The sequence below is a fragment of the Bizionia saleffrena genome (assembly GCF_008086175.1).
Lineage (GTDB): Bacteria > Bacteroidota > Bacteroidia > Flavobacteriales > Flavobacteriaceae > Bizionia > Bizionia saleffrena.
In genome coordinates, this window is record NZ_VSKM01000004.1 from 252,565 (window position 1) to 270,404 (window position 17,840).

At 33.1% G+C, this 17,840-nt stretch carries 13 protein-coding genes; 9 read left to right on the forward strand and 4 right to left on the reverse strand.

Annotation, left to right across the window (positions count from 1 at the left end):
- The 6 genes from ES676_RS05410 (at position 1) to ES676_RS05435 (ending at position 9,724) form a co-directional block, all read left to right on the forward strand.
- Positions 1-2,727 (forward strand): TonB-dependent receptor, encoded by a 2,727-nt coding sequence (locus ES676_RS05410; protein ID WP_148369123.1) that lies wholly within the window; start codon positions 1-3, stop codon positions 2,725-2,727.
- A 16-nt stretch (positions 2,728-2,743) separates the two neighbouring features.
- Positions 2,744-3,982 (forward strand): DUF4249 domain-containing protein, encoded by a 1,239-nt coding sequence (locus ES676_RS05415; protein WP_148369125.1) that lies wholly within the window; start codon positions 2,744-2,746, stop codon positions 3,980-3,982.
- Between the two features lie 2 nt (positions 3,983-3,984).
- On the forward strand, positions 3,985-5,259 hold the full coding sequence (locus ES676_RS05420) for a DUF4249 domain-containing protein (RefSeq protein ID WP_148369127.1): 1,275 nt from the start codon (positions 3,985-3,987) through the stop codon (positions 5,257-5,259).
- 2 nt (positions 5,260-5,261) lie between these two features.
- Positions 5,262-6,977 carry a hypothetical protein gene (locus ES676_RS05425; protein ID WP_148369128.1) on the forward strand — a complete coding sequence of 572 codons (1,716 nt, stop codon included), beginning with the start codon at positions 5,262-5,264 and terminating at the stop codon, positions 6,975-6,977.
- 316 nt (positions 6,978-7,293) lie between these two features.
- The gene (locus ES676_RS05430; protein WP_262712302.1) at positions 7,294-7,548 is read left to right on the forward strand and encodes a DUF4249 domain-containing protein; all 255 of its coding nucleotides are present in this window, start codon (positions 7,294-7,296) and stop codon (positions 7,546-7,548) included.
- Between the two features lie 916 nt (positions 7,549-8,464).
- Positions 8,465-9,724: a DUF4249 domain-containing protein gene (locus tag ES676_RS05435; RefSeq protein ID WP_148369132.1), complete on the forward strand. Its 1,260-nt coding sequence runs from the start codon at positions 8,465-8,467 to the stop codon at positions 9,722-9,724.
- Positions 9,725-9,806: 82 nt separating this feature from the next.
- Here ES676_RS05435 and ES676_RS05440 read toward each other — a convergent pair whose 3' ends face one another.
- Positions 9,807-10,304: a hydrolase gene (locus tag ES676_RS05440; protein WP_148369134.1), complete on the reverse strand. Its 498-nt coding sequence runs from the start codon at positions 10,302-10,304 to the stop codon at positions 9,807-9,809.
- 25 nt (positions 10,305-10,329) lie between these two features.
- Complete coding sequence (locus tag ES676_RS05445) at positions 10,330-11,091, reverse strand: MBL fold metallo-hydrolase (protein WP_148369136.1); 762 nt, start codon at positions 11,089-11,091, stop codon at positions 10,330-10,332.
- Between the two features lie 94 nt (positions 11,092-11,185).
- On the opposite strand from ES676_RS05445, the gene ES676_RS05450 reads away from it, so the two are divergent.
- Positions 11,186-12,640: a TonB-dependent receptor gene (locus ES676_RS05450; protein WP_148369138.1), complete on the forward strand. Its 1,455-nt coding sequence runs from the start codon at positions 11,186-11,188 to the stop codon at positions 12,638-12,640.
- A 101-nt stretch (positions 12,641-12,741) separates the two neighbouring features.
- Here ES676_RS05450 and bcp read toward each other — a convergent pair whose 3' ends face one another.
- Positions 12,742-13,197: a thioredoxin-dependent thiol peroxidase gene (gene bcp, locus ES676_RS05455; protein WP_148369140.1), complete on the reverse strand. Its 456-nt coding sequence runs from the start codon at positions 13,195-13,197 to the stop codon at positions 12,742-12,744.
- Between the two features lie 35 nt (positions 13,198-13,232).
- Here bcp and ES676_RS05460 point away from each other — a divergent pair, with 35 nt between their 5' ends.
- Positions 13,233-13,901 carry an endonuclease III domain-containing protein gene (locus ES676_RS05460; protein ID WP_148369142.1) on the forward strand — a complete coding sequence of 223 codons (669 nt, stop codon included), beginning with the start codon at positions 13,233-13,235 and terminating at the stop codon, positions 13,899-13,901.
- Positions 13,902-14,119: 218 nt separating this feature from the next.
- On the opposite strand, the gene ES676_RS05465 is transcribed toward ES676_RS05460, so the two are convergent.
- A complete protein-coding gene (locus tag ES676_RS05465; protein ID WP_148369144.1) occupies positions 14,120-14,704 on the reverse strand; it encodes an RNA polymerase sigma factor in 585 nt (194 codons plus the stop codon).
- Between the two features lie 235 nt (positions 14,705-14,939).
- Here ES676_RS05465 and uvrA point away from each other — a divergent pair, with 235 nt between their 5' ends.
- The gene (gene uvrA, locus ES676_RS05470; RefSeq protein ID WP_148369146.1) at positions 14,940-17,723 is read left to right on the forward strand and encodes an excinuclease ABC subunit UvrA; all 2,784 of its coding nucleotides are present in this window, start codon (positions 14,940-14,942) and stop codon (positions 17,721-17,723) included.
- The last annotated feature ends 117 nt before the right edge of the window (positions 17,724-17,840 follow it).

Sequence of the window (17,840 nt, forward strand, 5' to 3'; positions counted from 1 at the left end):
ATGAAAAAAACTATACTTTTATATTTCGCTCTATTTAGTATTTGCCTATTAAATGCTCAAAGTGAATACGTAACTATTTCTTTTAATAACGCTAACACCGTCGAGGCTTTAACGCAATTAGAAGAACAATCTAGCCTTAAATTTTATTTTGTAGACCGTTGGTTCGACTCCAATAAAATAACCAAAACTTACGACAACAAATCGGTACAATTTATCCTTAGTGATCTTTTTAGTCAGTCGTCCATTAATTTTTTAGTATATGATAATAAAGTAATTCTCACTAATAACAGCGTCGTTTATAAAACCTTGCCCAACGATTTCTTCAAAACTAAAGAACAATCGTATTACCCAGAAAACGATGCTATTTTTTTTAATCAATACGACTCTAAAAACGTCATTACCGTTGGGAAACAAAATGTGAATTTAAATAGCCAAGAATTTACAATCTCTGGCAGGGTTACAGATACTAATACAGGTAAACCTATTGACGGATTAATTATTATATTTCCCAATACAAATAGACAAATTACGACAGATAAAAACGGACGATATTCTGCGACTGTTACTTCTGGACTAAATACTATTGAAACTAAATTGTTTGGTTATCAAGAAGAGCGTTTAAATATTTTAGTTTATGGAAATGGAACCGTTAACTTTAAAGTCTCTGAGGCTGCCGAAAAACTTGATGAAGTTGTCATCGATTCCAAGAAAAATGATAATATAAAAGAAGCCATTGTTGGGATTACGAGAATTGACATTGCGGGATTAAAAAACATTCCTGTAGTATTAGGAGAGCGCGATATTTTAAAAATTGCCACAACGCTTCCTGGAATTAAAACTGCCGGAGAAGGTTCGGCTGGTTTTAATGTGCGTGGCGGTCGTGCCGATCAAAACCTAATTTTATTGGATGATGCTGTTATTTACAGTCCGTCGCATTTTTTAGGTTTCTTTTCTGCCGTAAACCCCTTTGCAACGGGATCTGTAGATATTTATAAAGCGAGTATTCCTGCCGAATATGGCGGGCGTTTATCTTCTGTTTTCGATATTAAAACCAAGGAGCCCAATTATGAGAAATTTTCTGGAGAAGGCTCCATAGGCCCTGTTACGGGAAGTTTAAGTCTACAAACCCCAATTGTAAAAGATAAAATATCTTTAACGACTGCAGTTAGAGCAACCTATTCTGATTGGATTCTTAAATCTTTAGATGACGAATCTTTAAAAAATAGTGAAGCTTCATTTTACGACGGTCTAATAAAATATGACCATAAAATAAATGAGAATAATAAATTTCAGGCCACAGGGTATTATAGTAAAGATAGATTTAGTATCACCTCAGATTCCATTTTTAGCTATAATAATGCCTTAGCGTCACTTAAGTGGAACCATTCGTTTAACGATAAGCACAAAGCCGAAGTGATTGCCGTAAATAGTCAGTACAAATATGGAATTGAATATGAAGGACGCTCTAATAGCAACTTTGATTTTGACTATAAAATTAATGAAACACAGTTGAAATTAAAGATGAAATACTTACATAGTGATAAACATAAGTTTACCTATGGTGCCAGTACTAAACTATATCAAATTGAGCCTGGAAATTTAAGTGCAAAAGGAAGCGAATCTATTATCGAGTCTAAGCGATTAAATAAAGAAAGAGGCCTAGAATCGGCTGTTTTCCTTTCAGATAAATTTGAAGTCAATAAAAAATTACTGTTCGATGTTGGATTACGATATTCTGTTTTCTCTGCTTTAGGAGCCAACACTCAAAACGTCTACGAAGACAATGTGCCTAAAAATGAATCTACCATCACAGAGGTTATAGAATACGGCGATAACGAAACAATAGAGACTTATGGTGGCGCCGAATTTAGGTTGTCTATGCGTTACTTATTAACCCCAAGCTTATCGGTTAAAGCGAGTTTTAATAAAACCATTCAATACTTACATTTACTATCCAATAACACTACCATTTCTCCAACAGACACGTGGAAGCTATCAGACTTAAACACGAAGCCACAAGAAGCCTATCAATATTCTGTTGGGCTTTACAAAAATTTCGACCAAAGTGCTATAGAAGTAAGTGTTGAAGGCTATTATAAAAAAATGAACAATATTTTAGATTATAAAGTGGGTGCCGAATTAATTTTAAATGAAACTATAGAACAAGAATTGCTTCAAGGAGAAGGAAAAGCGTACGGTGTAGAATTTTTAATTAAGAAAGAGAATGGTAATTTAAACGGCTGGATAGGTTATAGCTACTCTAAAGCCCTTTTAAAACTACAAAACGAAATTCCTCAAGAACAAGTTAATAACGGCGAATATTTCCCTGCTAATTACGATAAGCCTCACGATTTTAGTATGGTTTTAAATTACAAATTAACAAAAAAATACAGTTTTTCTGCCAATTTTATATACCAAACCGGTAGACCAATAACCTACCCTATTGGAAAATATAATTTTGCGGGCAGCGAACAAGTTTTATATAGTGATAGAAACCAATTTAGAATACCCGATTATTACAGGTTGGATGTAGGTTTTAATATTGAAGGAAGTCATAAATTAAAAAAGCTAGCACACAGTTTTTGGAATATTTCAGTATATAATGTGTTAGGTAGAAACAATCCATATTCTGTGTTTTTTGTAAATGACCAAGGTAAAGTAAAAGCGTATCAATCATCTATATTTTCGATACCAGTGCCTACAGTCTCTTATAATTTTAAATTTTAAATAACCAGATCTTATCATGAAAATAAACTTTAGACATCCTCTTTTCTTACTATTAATGCTTTATCTCTGCTTTAATTGCACAGATGAAATCCCCTTAGAAACTGAAAGTTTTGAAGATATTTTAGTGGTTGAAGCTACACTGACTAACGCTTCAGGATACCAAGAAATAAAGTTTTCACGCACTTATTTATTAGAAGGAAGCACACAAAACCCTGAAGCTAATGCTACTGTACATATACAAGACGATATGAGTAATAACTACAATTTTACACCAAATGATAAGGGTATTTATGTTTCTGATGTAGAATTTGAAGCCTTACCTGATACCAATTACGTGCTTTTTATTACCACTAGTAATGGTGAGCAGTATCAATCTAGTGAAGCAAAGCTTACACCTACAGCTACAATCGACAACTTATATGTTCAAGAAAGCCCTGAAACAGATAAAATAGAAGTTTTAGTAGATAGTAATAATGAAACCTCAGACGCACAATATTTTAGATACGAGTATGAAGAAACCTTTAAAATAGAGGTGCCTTATTATAGTAATTACAATGCGGTAATAACGAATATTGTAGGCTATGCCGGACAAGAATTTGATATTGAACTCGTCTTAAAAGAAGAAAATGAAAAAACATGTTATACAACTAATAGGTCCAAAAGCATTCTACAGACCTCTACAAATAGACTTGAAAATAATATAGTAGAGAAATTTCCTATACGTACCATAAATAAAGATAATAGTTTACTAAGAGAACGCTATTCTATAAAGGTCAAGCAATATGTTCAAAGTCAAGAAGCCTATAATTTTTACAAGACAGTAAATGATTTAATTACAAGTGAAAGTTTATTGTCTGAAAGTCAACCAGGGTTTGCGTCTGGAAATTTAAGCGCGGTAAATAATCCAGCAGAAAAGGTAATGGGCTTTTTTGAGGTTGCCTCTGTATCTTCTCAGAGAATCTATTTTAATTATGAAGATTTAAATATAGCAAGACCAGACTATCCCTATGATTGTGATTTGCGACTTGATGCGACAAGCCTTTATAGTACTAACAAGAATCATTTACAATTAAATTATAATTTAGCGGGGGGTGGTCAGTTACCCAACCAAAGACTTTTGCTTTATACCCTGTTAGTGGACGGCGATTATTATAAATATTATTCTGGCGATATTGTTTATTATATAGTAAGTCCAGAATGTGGTGATTGTACGGCATTCTCATCAAATATAAAACCAGATTTTTGGATCGATTAATTATGAAAAAACATATAATATATAAAACAGTATGTCTTGCCTTAGTACTTTCTTGCTTTAATTGTACTGAAGAAATCCCTTTAGAAACGGAAGGTTTTGAAGATGTTTTGGTGGTTGAAGCTACACTGACTAACGAGGTAAAACATCAAGAAGTTACACTTTCTCGAACTTATTTTATAGAGGGAAACAGTCAAGTTTTAGAGAATGGTGCTAATGTATCTATAGTGAACACTATGGGTAATACTTATAATTTCTCACAAAATAACGAGGGTATCTATATCTCAAATACTGCATTTGAAGCATTGCCTAATACAAACTATACCCTTTATATTACCACTAGTAGTGGTAAACAATACAAATCTACAGAGGCCCAGCTTACGCCAATTTCTAATATAGATGAGTTATACGCAGAACTCACACAAGAAGGTCCAAATGCCGATAAAGTTCAAGTACTTGTAAATAGTAATAATGAAACAACAAACGCGCAATATTTTAGATATGAATATATAGAGACCCATAAAATTATTGTACCATATTACTCTAATCTTGATGCTCAAGTAAATAATGTGGTAGGAGATGGATTACAGTATAATATATATACAGTACCCAAAACGGAGAATAAACAGACGTGTTATATTACTAATAGTTCAAACACTATTATCCAAACATCTACCTCTGATCTTAATAATAATATTGTAAATAAGTTTCCTGTTAGAGTTATAGAAAAAGACAATGCTTTACTAAGAGAACAATACAGTATAGATGTAAAACAATATGTTCAAAGTTTTGAAGCCTATCAATATTACAAAATAATTAATGATTTAGGAGCTGATGAAAGTTTACTTTCCGAAAGTCAACCCGGGTTTGTAGTAGGAAATATAAAGCCTATGGATAATAATAGTAAACGTGTAATTGGTTATTTTGATGTGTCTTGGGTATCTTCTAAGCGACTATTCTTTAATTTTAATGACGTAAATATCACTCAACCCCCATATCCATATGATTGCGAGTATGAAACTGATGTATACGACCCCACTTTCCCCTACCCCTTTAATTATAATGTAAATCACTTAAAATTAGATTATACATTAACGGGGGGGGCTGGTAATCCACCTGTTCCTAACCAAAGAGCGCTACTATATAACTATTTAACTAAAGAGAATTATCAATATTTAGAACACGAATACCCGATATACACACTTGTAAGCCCAGTTTGTGGCGACTGCACCTCATTCTCATCATCATCTAACATACAACCAGATTTCTGGGAAGACTAATTATGAAAAAAACTATTTTAATAATCGCCGTATTTGCTTTCAATTTATCTTTATTTGGTCAAATTGATAAACGCACTTTAGAAGATTCAACTCCTTTTTCTAGTAAGGAAAGAACGGTTTTACAAACAAACGCAGACTTTGTTATTGCCGGTGAATATTTGTATTACAAACTTTTTACTATCGATAATAATACCTTGAGCACTATTAGTAAGGTCGGTTATGTAGAATTGGTAAACGCCAAAAAAGACGTTGTTTTACAACATAAAATAAAACTTATAGACGGCGTTGGTTATAGTGATTTCTTTATCCCGTCTACTGTACTTACAGGAATGTACAAAATTGTAGGGTACACAAACTTTAGTAAAAACAATATAAATGAAAGCTATTTTGCTAAAGACATCTTTATAGTTAATCCTTTCACAGCCAATAGTCAGAAAGTTCAAGACAGTTTAAAAACGACGGCTACCCTAAATTTAAGAGACGCGTTCCCCACAGAAAACATAACCCACCCTCTACTGTCTATTTCCACACAAAAAAAGGAATATTCTCAAAGAGAACTTATCAGCGTTAACACTGAAATTAATGACAGAATAAAAAGTGGCAATTATAGTGTATCCATAAGAAAATTAGACTCAATAGAAGCTTTAAACCCTAATAGTAAAAATTATGTTTCAGTAACCAGTTCAGACACGTTATATATTCCAGAAATGAGAGGCGAGTTAATTAGTGGAAAAATAACTAATACGGTTAACACACTAGATGTTTCAAATAAATATGTTGCCCTCTCACTGCCAGGTAAAGATTATACTTTTAAAGTCGCTAAAACCAATAGTAACGGAGCATTTTTCTTCAACTTAAATGAGAACAGTATCAGTCATCGCGCTATCATTCAAGTCATAGAGAAGAATAAAGAAGATTTTAAAGTGCAACTACAGTCTTTGAGCTCTAATAACTACAACGCGCTGTCTTTTGCTAATTTGAATATAGATTCTAAATTAAAACAGACCATTGAAGCACGTAACATTCAAAATCAAATAGAAAATGCCTATTATGAAGAGAAACGGGATAGTATTCTACCTAATGCTGGACCCCAATTATTTTATGACGGTTTAGGCATTAAGCACGAGTTGAATGCTTATACGCGTTTTAAAACTGTAAGAGAGACTTTTATTGAAATTGTAAACCAAGCAGGTCTGCGACAAAATAGTGACGGCACACACAGGTTTGTAGTCTATGATAATGTTCTTAATTACGACCTTATCTCCTCCAACCTAGAACCTTTGCTTTTAGTTGATGGAATTATTATTCAGAATAATAATGATGTAGTATTTTACGACTCTAAAAAAATAAAATCAATTACAGTTGTACAAGGGCAATACATCTATGGTTCTAAAGTGTTTGAAGGTATCATTGATATCGAAACGATAGCACAAGATTTTAAAACCTCTATAAAAGGCGCCTTTTTTATAGAAAAAGACTTAAAAAAATTAGAACCCCAAAAAAAATATTTTCAGCCGGAGTATTCTAATACAACACTTCTAAATAATCGTATACCCGATTATAGAAGACAATTATTATGGGTTCCAGAAATTTCTAAAAATGAGACTCAATTTAAAGCCTATACCTCGGACGTTAAAGGTGTTTTTGAAGTTAAATTGGAAGGCCTTAATAATTTAGGCACGTTTATTAGTACGTCTACTTTTATTGAAGTTAAATAAGATTGATATTTATAAAAATAATTCTTGTTACATAATATTGCCAGAAGTTATCAGCGCTAAACCTATTGAAAAACACTAAATACCACGTTATTTATTTATAAGAATTGTAGACGTAAAACTCAAAAAAGTAATAAAAGAACTCTATAAAATTTTAACATTAGCGCTCTTTTTAAGTTGTTTTAATTGCACAGATGAGATTCCTTTAGAAACTCAGGATTTTGAAGACCTTTTAGTGGTTGAAACCACACTTAAAAACGAAGTAAATTAACAAGAAGTAAAGCTGTCGCGCACCTATCTATGAGAGAGTAATATTAAAATAGTTGAAGAGAATACTTCTGTAGTTATAACAGATAACCAAGGCAACACTTATAATTTTATCCAAAATAATATAGGCGCTTACGTTTTTAATGTGGCGTTTGAAGCCCTACCCAACACAATGTATACCCTTAGTATAAAAACCAGCGATGATAAACAGTATATATCTTCAAAAACTGAGCTTGCTCCCTTATCGCAAATAGACGATTTATATGCCGAAGTTATTTCTGGCGGAAGAGACGCTAATAAGGTTTAAGTTTTACTGAGTAGCAACAATGAATCTACAAATGCACCGTTTTTTAGATATGAATATACAGAGACACACAAAATAAGAGTACCTTATTACGCCTACTATAATCTTGAACTCTTAAATGTTTTAAATAACAGCAATGACTTTGATTTAACTTTATTACCAAAATTGGAAAGTCAACGTGTCTGTTTTACCACAAACTCTTCAATTCCCATTATACAAACCTCTACAAATACCCTAAATCAAAATAATGTTAGTAGACTCCCTGTAATAACCATTAATAAAGACGCTGCTCTTTTACGGGAGCACTACTCTTTAATGGTAAGACAATATATTCAAACCCCATAAGCCCATAATTTTTACAAAAAAATAAATGAATTAGGCGACCACGAAAGCCTACTTTCAGAAAATTAACCGGGCTACATAATAGGAAATATAAATGCCGTCTATAATAAGGATGAACGTATTATTGGTTATTTTTAAGTGTCTTCAGTCTCTTACAAAAAACTCTATTTTAATTTTCAAGATTTAAACATTCCTCAACCCTATATCCTTACGACTCTGACTATAGAACGGATGAATTTGAGATTACTAATTATAATGAAAACCACCTAAAGTTAAATTATACTTTACATGGAGATAACCAAAACCAACGTGCGCAACTTTTCAAGTTTTTATCACCCAATTGGGCTTATAAGTATGTTGCTGGCGGCAATGGTATTTACAGAATAGTAAGCCCCTAGTGTGGAAATTACACCTCATATTGCTCTAACATACAACCCGATTTTTGGGAGAATTAATTACTAAAACCTACTTTTAATACCTAATTTGTGCGATATATTTAATATATTAGTTTACTGCAATAAAAGGGTTTAGTACATTGCAAAGCTTTTGCTTGTTAAAATAATTTGACTAAATTAAAATGAAAGAACTCTATAAAATTTTAGCATTAACACTCTTTTCGAGTTGTTTTAATTGCACAGAGGAGATCCCATTAGAAACTCAAGATTTTGAGGACGTTTTAGTTGTAGAAGCAACTCTTACAAACGAATTAAAACATCAAGAAGTAAAACTTTCACGAACCTATTTTTTAGAAGATAGCAATCTAATAATTGAAGATAATGCCTCTGTTTCTGTGTCAGATAGCTTAGGCAATACTTATAACTTTGCACAAAACAGCGAAGGCACTTATGTCTCTAATGAGGAGTTTGAAGCCTCTGCCAATACAAATTACACGCTCTTAATTACAACCAGCGATGGTAAAAACTATACCTCTTCAGAAACTGCGCTTTCTCCAGTATCGCAAATAGACGAGTTGTATGCGGCAGTAAGTTCCGGCGGCACATCGGCAAACAAAATTCAAGTTTTACTAAATAGTAATAATGAATCGACGAACGCTCAGTATTTTAGATATGAATTTACAGAAACACACAAAATTGTAGTTCCTCTTTACGGTAATAGTGATGCTTTAATTACTAACATTGTCAACAATGGTTTAGAGTATGAAATCGTTATTGTACCCAAAACAGAGAATAAAGAAACGTGCTATACTACAAATTCATCAACAGAAATTATTCAGGCATCTACTAGCCAACTCGATAATAATATAATTGATAGATTTGTAATAAGAACGATCGAAAAAGATGATGTCTTAATTCGACAACGATACACTATACTAGTAAAACAGTTTGTTCAAAGTATAGAGTCTTATAATTTTTACAAAATAATTAATTCTTTAAGCGCTAACGAAAGCTTGCTTTCAGAAAGTCAATCAGGATATGTTATAGGTAATGTTAGAGCCGTAAATAATAAAAACGAACGTGTTATTGGTTTTTTTGAGGTGGCGACTGTATCCTCTAAACGCCTCTATTTTAATTATGAAGATTTAAATATCCCGCAACCGCCCTACCCCTACGATTGTTTATATCGTACAAATGAAATATCGGAATTTGTACCCTACCATTTTAATTATAACGAAAACCATTTAATCCTAGATTATAGTTTAAATGGTGGAGGAATAGGGGTTCCAAACCAAAGAGCTCAGCTTTTTAATTTTTTATCACCTTTTAAAAATTATCAATATATAGGCGGCGAATTTCCTGTTTATTCAATTGTTAGTCCAAAATGCGGAGATTGCACCTCGTACTCCTCTAACATACGCCCAGATTTCTGGGAGGATTAAGTTGGAAAAATTATTTTAAATACGCGTGTAATATTTCTTTAATCTATTGGTTTATTAGAAGATAAACTACTAAAAGCTATGATTACATACGGTATAAGAACGAGTCTTCAACGCTATATTCTAGCTCGCTTTTATCGTCTATAAAATACTTAATAAACAATTCACCCGAAAACTGACCATCGGTAAAATCGGCTATAATCCATTTATGATTTAAAATTCTAATAGAATTAATCTGCATTCTATTTCCTTCGCTAGACGCGTATGGAATAAGTGGGTGCTGACCTTTCGTTTCGTTTTGTGCATATAAACCATCTTTAATTAATGGTAATAATTTAGAAATGTTATAGCCGCTATCTTCAAAATAAGATAAAGCAGGATCGTTCCATTCAATATCAAAAAGAGCTAAATCGGTTATTTTATTATTCAGCTTTACGATAGAATCTTTATATTTTTCGGTTTGCACTTTATAAGTTGCTACTGTTTTATTACTATCATCGAAAATTTGTTTAGCCGTCATGTATTGAAACAACAATATTAACAACGTAAAAATAAACAAGTACATAAATATTTTATTCTTCATAATATAATTTTATATCTCTTCTTAATTATAGTTCAATTTCTAATTCGTCGTAAGCCAAAAACACATTTTCGGGTAAATTCGCTTGCACAGCGTCGTGAAATCCTAAATGATGACTAATATGTGTTAAATAGGCCTTTTTAGGTCTTAATTTAGTAATAATTTCTAAAGCTTGTTCTAAGTTAAAATGAGAAATATGTTCTTCTTCACGTAACGCATTTATAACTAGAACATCCAAATTTTTAAGCTTTTGTAATTCAACTTTAGGGATAGTTTTCATATCGGTGATGTACGCAAAATTACCAAAACGATACCCAAATACTTGCAATTTATAATGAAAGCCTTCAATTGGGATAACAGCCATATTTTGCAACATAAACGGTGCATTCTTTACTTCATTTTCAATGACATTTGGCACGCCAGGGTATTTATTTTCTGTGGCAAAAATATAATCAAAACGACGACGCAATTCGCCTAAAACGCGTTTGTGTGCATAAATAGGAATATCGCCTTGTCTAAAAAAGTAAGGTCTAATATCGTCTAAACCAGCCGTGTGATCAGCGTGTTCGTGCGTAAATATTACACCATCAATCCGGTTGCAATTCGCTCTTAACATTTGGGTTCTAAAATCGGGGCCACAATCTATAACATAAGTATAGTTTTCCCACTCCACTAAAACCGAAACTCGGAGGCGTTTATCTTTATAATTTTTACTTAAACATACAGGGTGAGTGCTTCCTATAACAGGAATACCTTGCGAAGTTCCAGTGCCTAAAAATGTAACTTTCAAATAATATTTCTTTGGCACAAAAATAAACTATTTATTTTGTTTCATATAGTAATTTGGTACCTTTGTAGTATTCAAATAAATTCCGATTCTACTTATGGAAATCACATTAAAAGGAGATAAAATTATTGCAAGTGTTCCTTCATTAAAAGATAAAGCATTGCGCATTAACTTAAATGAAAACATTTACGGAACGTTCTCCGAAATTGGTGCTGGACAGGAAACGGTACGTCATTTCTTTAGAGCTGGTGGAGGGTCGGGAACTATTGCTAAAGCGATGTCTGCTTACGATAAAGATTTTAGTGATGCCATTTACGGTATTGAAAAAGACAGACGCTACGTTACCGAAGCACGTTTACGTAAAATGCTTGATCACGAAATTAACTTGATGGAGCAACGTATAACACGCGATAAACATCCGCATAAAATGTTTTTTAGTTATGCAAATACCGTGGCAACTATAGATTTTGCAAAAAAATTTAAAGGGCACGGTTGGATCGGTATAAAATACCAAATAGACGCAGACCAAGCCTATAATGAAATTGTATTACATGTGCGTTTTAAAGAAAATGATGCGCGCTTACAACAAGAAACATTAGGCAAATTAGGTACAAATTTAATTTATGGCGCCTATTATAAACATAACAAACCGAAGAAACTACTACGATATTTATACGATCATTTAGATCAAGATCAATTAGAAATCGACACCATTAACTTCTCTGGACCTGTTTTTGAAAATGTAGATAACCGTTTGATGAGTTTACAATTGGTAAAAAACGGAATGACCGATGCCATTATGTTTGCGCCAGATGGTAACAATGTGCTCCCTGCAAAAGTACTTTATAAAAAAAATATTTTAACGCTACGCGGAAGTTTTAGACCGGTAACGAAAGTAAATATGGATATGTATAAGAAATCTTACGACATGTTCATTAAAGAAAATAAAGTAGATGAAGATAATACGCAAGTTATTTTCGAAATTACGCTTTCTAACCTTCGTGCCGAAGGGGAAATTGACGAGCAAGATTTTATGGATCGTGCTAAATTACTATGCTCTTTAGGGCAAACGGTTTTAATTTCGAACTTTCAAGAGTATTATAAACTGGTAGAATACTTCTCGCAATACACCAAAAGTAGAATGGGCTTAGCGATGGGTGTAAATAATTTAATCGATATTTTTGACGAAAAATACTACCGTCATTTAAGTGGTGGTATTTTGGAAGCTTTCGGAAAACTGTTTTTTAAAGATTTACGTGTGTATTTATACCCAATGGAAAATGAAGATGGCACCATTACAACCAGCGAAAATTTAAAGGTACACCCAAGAATGAAAGAACTTTATAAGTTCTTTAAATATAACGGAAAAGTAGTAGATATTACAGAATACGATTCTACTACTCTAACCGTGTTTTCTAGAAAAGTTCTTTCTATGATTGCAAAGAATGAAGAAGGTTGGCAAAAAATGTTACCTCCGGGCGTGTCTAGTTTAATTATGGAAAAAAGCTTATTTGGCTGTGAGACGGAGCAAGCCAACTGTGACGAAAAGTAAAATATAACCCTATAAATAAGGCTGCTATTTCTATAAATAGCAGCCTTGTAACATATTACTTTATTCTATTTATAAATTAAAATTCAATACAATATAAAGCTCTACAACTCTAGTATTTGAGCAGCGTGATCTTTCGTTTTCACTTTATCGATAACGTACGCTATCACCCCGTTTTCATCTACTATAAAGGTTTTTCTATGAATACCGTCGTATTCTTTACCCATAAACTTCTTTAATCCCCAAACACCAAAAGCATTAATAACGTCTTTATTTTCGTCGGCTAATAAGGGAAAAGGAAAGTCGTATTTCGTTTTAAAATTCGATTGTTTTTTTTCAGAATCGGCACTCACTCCTAAAATCTCGTACCCTTTATCTTGTAAAATTTTATAATTGTCGGTTAAGTTACACGCTTCGGCAGTACAGCCAGGCGTGTTTGCTTTAGGATAAAAAAACACGATTAATTTTTTGCCTTTATAATCTGATAACGAAACCGTTTCACCATCTTGATTATTTACCGAAAAATCTGGCACTTTATCTCCTTGTTTTAATGTAGTCATAGTTGTATTTTTGATTTATACCAAAAATACAATATATGACGAAGCAAGAAAAGGTAGAATTTGTTATAAATACGTTAAAAGACTTATATCCAGAGATACCTGTGCCTTTAGATCATACAGATCGTTATACGTTGCTCATTGCTGTTTTACTCTCTGCACAGTGTACCGATGTTCGCGTTAATCAAATTACCCCATTATTATTTGCAAAAGCAGACAACCCCTACGATATGGTTAAACTTTCAATAGAAGAGATTAAAGAAATTATTCGTCCGTGTGGCTTATCACCTATGAAAAGTAAAGGTATTTACGGATTGTCTAAAATTATAATTGAAAAACACAACGGAGAAGTCCCAAATACCTACGAGCATTTAGAGGAATTGCCTGCGGTCGGTCATAAAACAGCAAGCGTGGTAATGTCTCAAGGTTTTGGTTTTCCGGCTTTTCCTGTCGATACTCATATTCACCGTTTAATGTACCGTTGGAATTTAACCAATGGTAAAAATGTGGTACAGACCGAAAAAGATGCCAAACGTATATTTCCTAAAGACATTTGGAACGATTTACACCTTCAAATTATATGGTATGGTAGAGAGTATTCGCCCGCGCGAGGTTGGGATTTAGAAAAAGATATTATTACCAAAACGATAGGGAGAGCAACAGTACTTAAGGATTATTATACCAAAAATAAAAAAGCCTTGAAATAAATCAAGGCTTTTAAAAAACTAATTCTGAAGCGCTTCAAACTTCAAATTTTTATATTTAATAACACATAAAGCCTTTGAATAATTAAGAATAAAACTAATAGTCTCATCTCGTGGGTTCATTTTAATTTCTGTTTTATTTTTCTTAGAGTAGAGTTTCGCCATCTTTGGTTTTTAGTTGTTTACAAAATGTAAAACGGCGCACTTTACAAAATATTGTGCTAATTGGTTAAAATAATGTTGTGCTTCTCAATTACCTTCCTCATATTAATTAATGCATAACGCATACGTCCTAAAGCAGTGTTAATACTTACCCCTGTACGCTCAGAAATTTCTTTAAAACTCATATCATTATACATACGCATCATTAAAACTTCTTTTTGGTCTTCTGGGAGCTCATCTATTAAGCGTCTTACATCACTTTCTACTTGTTCTTTAATAAGCGCTTTTTCAGCGTTAAGCGTATCACAACTCAATACAGAAAAAATACTAAATTCGCCACTATTATCAAATTTTGGCATCCTGTTATTCTTTCTAAAATGATCTATAACCAAATTGTGAGAAATACGCATAACCCAAGGTAAAAACTTACCTTCTTCATTATAAGCACCTCGTTTTAGTGTTTTAATAACTTTAATAAAAGTATCCTGAAAAACATCTTCGGCGACATCTCTATCGTACACTTTAGAGTATATAAAGCTAAAGATGCGCTGTTTATGCCTCTTAATTAAAATTTCTAATGAAGATTCATCGCCTTGAATATAGTTGCTAACTAATGTAGCATCTGAGATTAGTTTGTTTTGCATAATAATTACTTTTTCTTGAAGAAGAAGCCTTCTTTCAATTTGGGATTTATAAAGTGAAAAGTAATATTATGCTATAAGCGATGGATTTAAGATTGTTATTGAATGAATCAAATATAACAACAATCATTCCTAAAAAACAAAATAATATAAAGATTTAACACTTTATTGCACAATATTCTTTTTTTAATGCTGCTTCATATACCTTATCTTTGCACTTTATATATTAAAAACACTTATGAATACTATACTTTCCGAAGTTAACCCTAAACAAAACATTATTATTAAAGGTGCGAGACTGCACAACCTTAAAAACATTGATGTTGTTATCCCCAGAAACAAATTAGTGGTTATTACGGGGTTATCGGGTTCTGGAAAATCAAGCTTGGCGTTCGATACTTTATATGCTGAAGGCCAACGTCGTTATGTTGAAAGCTTATCGAGTTATGCCAGACAGTTTTTAGGCCGCCTAAACAAGCCTAAAGTCGATTATATAAAGGGAATCGCTCCTGCCATTGCCATCGAGCAGAAGGTGAATTCTACAAACCCACGATCTACTGTAGGGACAACCACCGAGATCTACGATTATTTAAAATTATTATTTGCTAGAATAGGCAAAACCTATTCCCCAGTGTCTGGACTTGAAGTAAAAAAAGATACGGTTAGCGATGTTTTAAAATATATTAAAACACTCGACGAAAAAGAAAAACTTCTCCTCCTTGCTCCTGTTTTTTTAGAGGAAGGAAGAACGATAGAAAATAAACTTCAAGCGTTAAACCAGCAAGGGTATGCGCGTATTAAATACAACGGCGAAATCTTAAAAATTAACGATGCTGAAAACATAAGTTCGTTAGATAATTTATTTTTAGTTGTCGATAGAATTGTCACCAAAAACGACGAAGATTTTTACAATCGGTTGGCCGATGCAGTTCAAACTGCTTTTTTTGAAGGAAAAGGAGAGTGTTATATTCAGTTGTTAAAAGAAGATTCGAAGCGTCACTTTAGTAATAAATTTGAATTGGATGATCTTTCATTTCTTGAGCCCAATGTGCATTTATTCAGTTTTAATAATCCTTATGGTGCGTGTCCTAAATGTGAAGGTTACGGCGATATTGTTGGAATTGATGACGATTTAGTAATCCCAAATACAGAACTATCCGTTTATGAAAACGCTATTTTTCCGTGGCGAGGAGAAAGTATGAGTTATTATCGTGATCAGTTGGTAAACCAATCGCATAAATTCGATTTTCCCATTCACAAACCGTACTTTAAACTAGACGCTGTTCATAAAACATTAATTTGGGAAGGAAATCAGTATTTTGAAGGGCTAAATGCTTTTTTTGCAGAATTAGAATCTAAAGCCTATAAAATTCAAAATAGAGTAATGCTATCGCGTTACCGCGGAAAAACAAAATGCAAAACGTGCCAAGGGAAACGTTTAAGAATAGAAGCTAATTATGTAAAAGTAGATGGTGTATCCATTAGCGATTTAGTCGAAATGCCGTTGGATAAATTGGCAGACTTCTTTAAAAGTATACAATTAAACGACCACGATAGCACGATTGCTAAACGCCTGCTTATCGAAATCAACAATCGCATCTCTTTTTTATCAAATGTGGGATTAGATTATTTAACCTTAAACCGTAAATCGAATACGTTATCTGGTGGCGAGAGTCAGCGTATTAATCTAGCCACGTCTCTTGGGAGTAGTCTAGTAGGCTCTATGTATATTTTAGATGAACCTAGCATTGGCTTACATCCAAAGGATACCGAACGTTTAATTATCGTGTTAAAAGCGTTACGCGATTTAGGAAACACCGTTATTGTCGTCGAACACGATGAAGATATAATGAAAGAGGCCGATCAAATTATCGATATCGGACCAGAAGCTGGAACTTTAGGAGGTGAAGTTGTTGCCTCAGGTACTTTTCAAGATATTTTAAAATCGAATTCACTAACCGCTCAATATTTAAACGAAACACTTCAAATAAAAGTGCCTAAAAAAAGACGGACTACTAAATACAATGTTGAAGTTATTGGCGCTCGCGAAAATAATTTAAAAAACATCAATGTTAATTTTCCTTTAGGAATGCTTACCGTTATTACAGGAGTTTCTGGGAGTGGAAAAAGTACACTCGTTAAAAAAATATTATATCCTGCATTACAAAAAACATTAACAGGTTTTGGTGAAAAACCAGGGCAATTTTCTGAATTAAAAGGCAATTACGCTAATGTAAAAAACATTGAGTTCGTAGACCAAAACCCCATTGGGCGCTCATCGCGTTCTAATCCCGTAACTTATATTAAAGCTTACGACGATATTAGAGCGTTATATTCTAAGCAAAAATTAAGTGTCATCCGCAATTACCAGCCTAAACATTTTAGTTTTAATGTCGATGGTGGTCGTTGTGAAACGTGTAAAGGGGAAGGCGAAGTGACTATCGAAATGCAATTTATGGCCGATGTGCATTTAGAATGCGAAACGTGTAAAGGAAAGCGCTTTAAAAAAGAAGTGTTAGAGGTGACTTTTGCCGATAAAAACATCGATGATATTTTAAATTTAACAATTGACGATGCCATTATTTTCTTTGATGAAAACCACGTAACAAAAATTAAAAACAAACTTCAACCCTTACAAGATGTGGGGTTAGGTTATGTTACTTTAGGACAGAGTTCTTCTACCCTTTCTGGTGGAGAGGCACAACGTATTAAATTGGCCTCATTTTTAGGAAAAGGAAACACGAAGGAGACGGCCTTATTTATTTTTGATGAACCCACGACCGGGCTACATTTTCACGATATTCAGAAATTGTTAAAATCGTTTACCGCTTTAATTGAAAAAGGCCATTCCATTTTAGTTGTTGAGCATAACTTAGAACTGATTAAATGTGCCGATCACATTATTGATTTAGGGCCGGAAGGCGGAGAATATGGTGGACATTTAGTTGCATTTGGAACCCCTGAAGCATTGGTGGAGGATAAAAAATCTATAACTGGTAAATATTTAAAAGATAAGCTTTAGTGTTTTACACTACATTCTTATAAAATTATTGTTGCCTGAGAGAAGACACAAGAGCCATTTACTTTTAGAATTAAGAACCAAGACGTGATTTTAGCCATTTAACAAATCCATAGGTTT

Coding starts and splice junctions, on each gene's coding strand:
- ES676_RS05435 (WP_148369132.1), top strand. CDS start 8,465: ATGAAAGAACTCTATAAAATTTTAGCATTAACACTCTTTTCGAGTTGT.
- ES676_RS05420 (WP_148369127.1), top strand. CDS start 3,985: ATGAAAAAACATATAATATATAAAACAGTATGTCTTGCCTTAGTACTT.
- ES676_RS05440 (WP_148369134.1), bottom strand. CDS start 10,304: ATGAAGAATAAAATATTTATGTACTTGTTTATTTTTACGTTGTTAATA.
- ES676_RS05415 (WP_148369125.1), top strand. CDS start 2,744: ATGAAAATAAACTTTAGACATCCTCTTTTCTTACTATTAATGCTTTAT.
- ES676_RS05450 (WP_148369138.1), top strand. CDS start 11,186: ATGGAAATCACATTAAAAGGAGATAAAATTATTGCAAGTGTTCCTTCA.
- ES676_RS05465 (WP_148369144.1), bottom strand. CDS start 14,704: ATGCAAAACAAACTAATCTCAGATGCTACATTAGTTAGCAACTATATT.
- ES676_RS05425 (WP_148369128.1), top strand. CDS start 5,262: ATGAAAAAAACTATTTTAATAATCGCCGTATTTGCTTTCAATTTATCT.
- bcp (WP_148369140.1), bottom strand. CDS start 13,197: ATGACTACATTAAAACAAGGAGATAAAGTGCCAGATTTTTCGGTAAAT.
- uvrA (WP_148369146.1), top strand. CDS start 14,940: ATGAATACTATACTTTCCGAAGTTAACCCTAAACAAAACATTATTATT.
- ES676_RS05460 (WP_148369142.1), top strand. CDS start 13,233: ATGACGAAGCAAGAAAAGGTAGAATTTGTTATAAATACGTTAAAAGAC.
- ES676_RS05410 (WP_148369123.1), top strand. CDS start 1: ATGAAAAAAACTATACTTTTATATTTCGCTCTATTTAGTATTTGCCTA.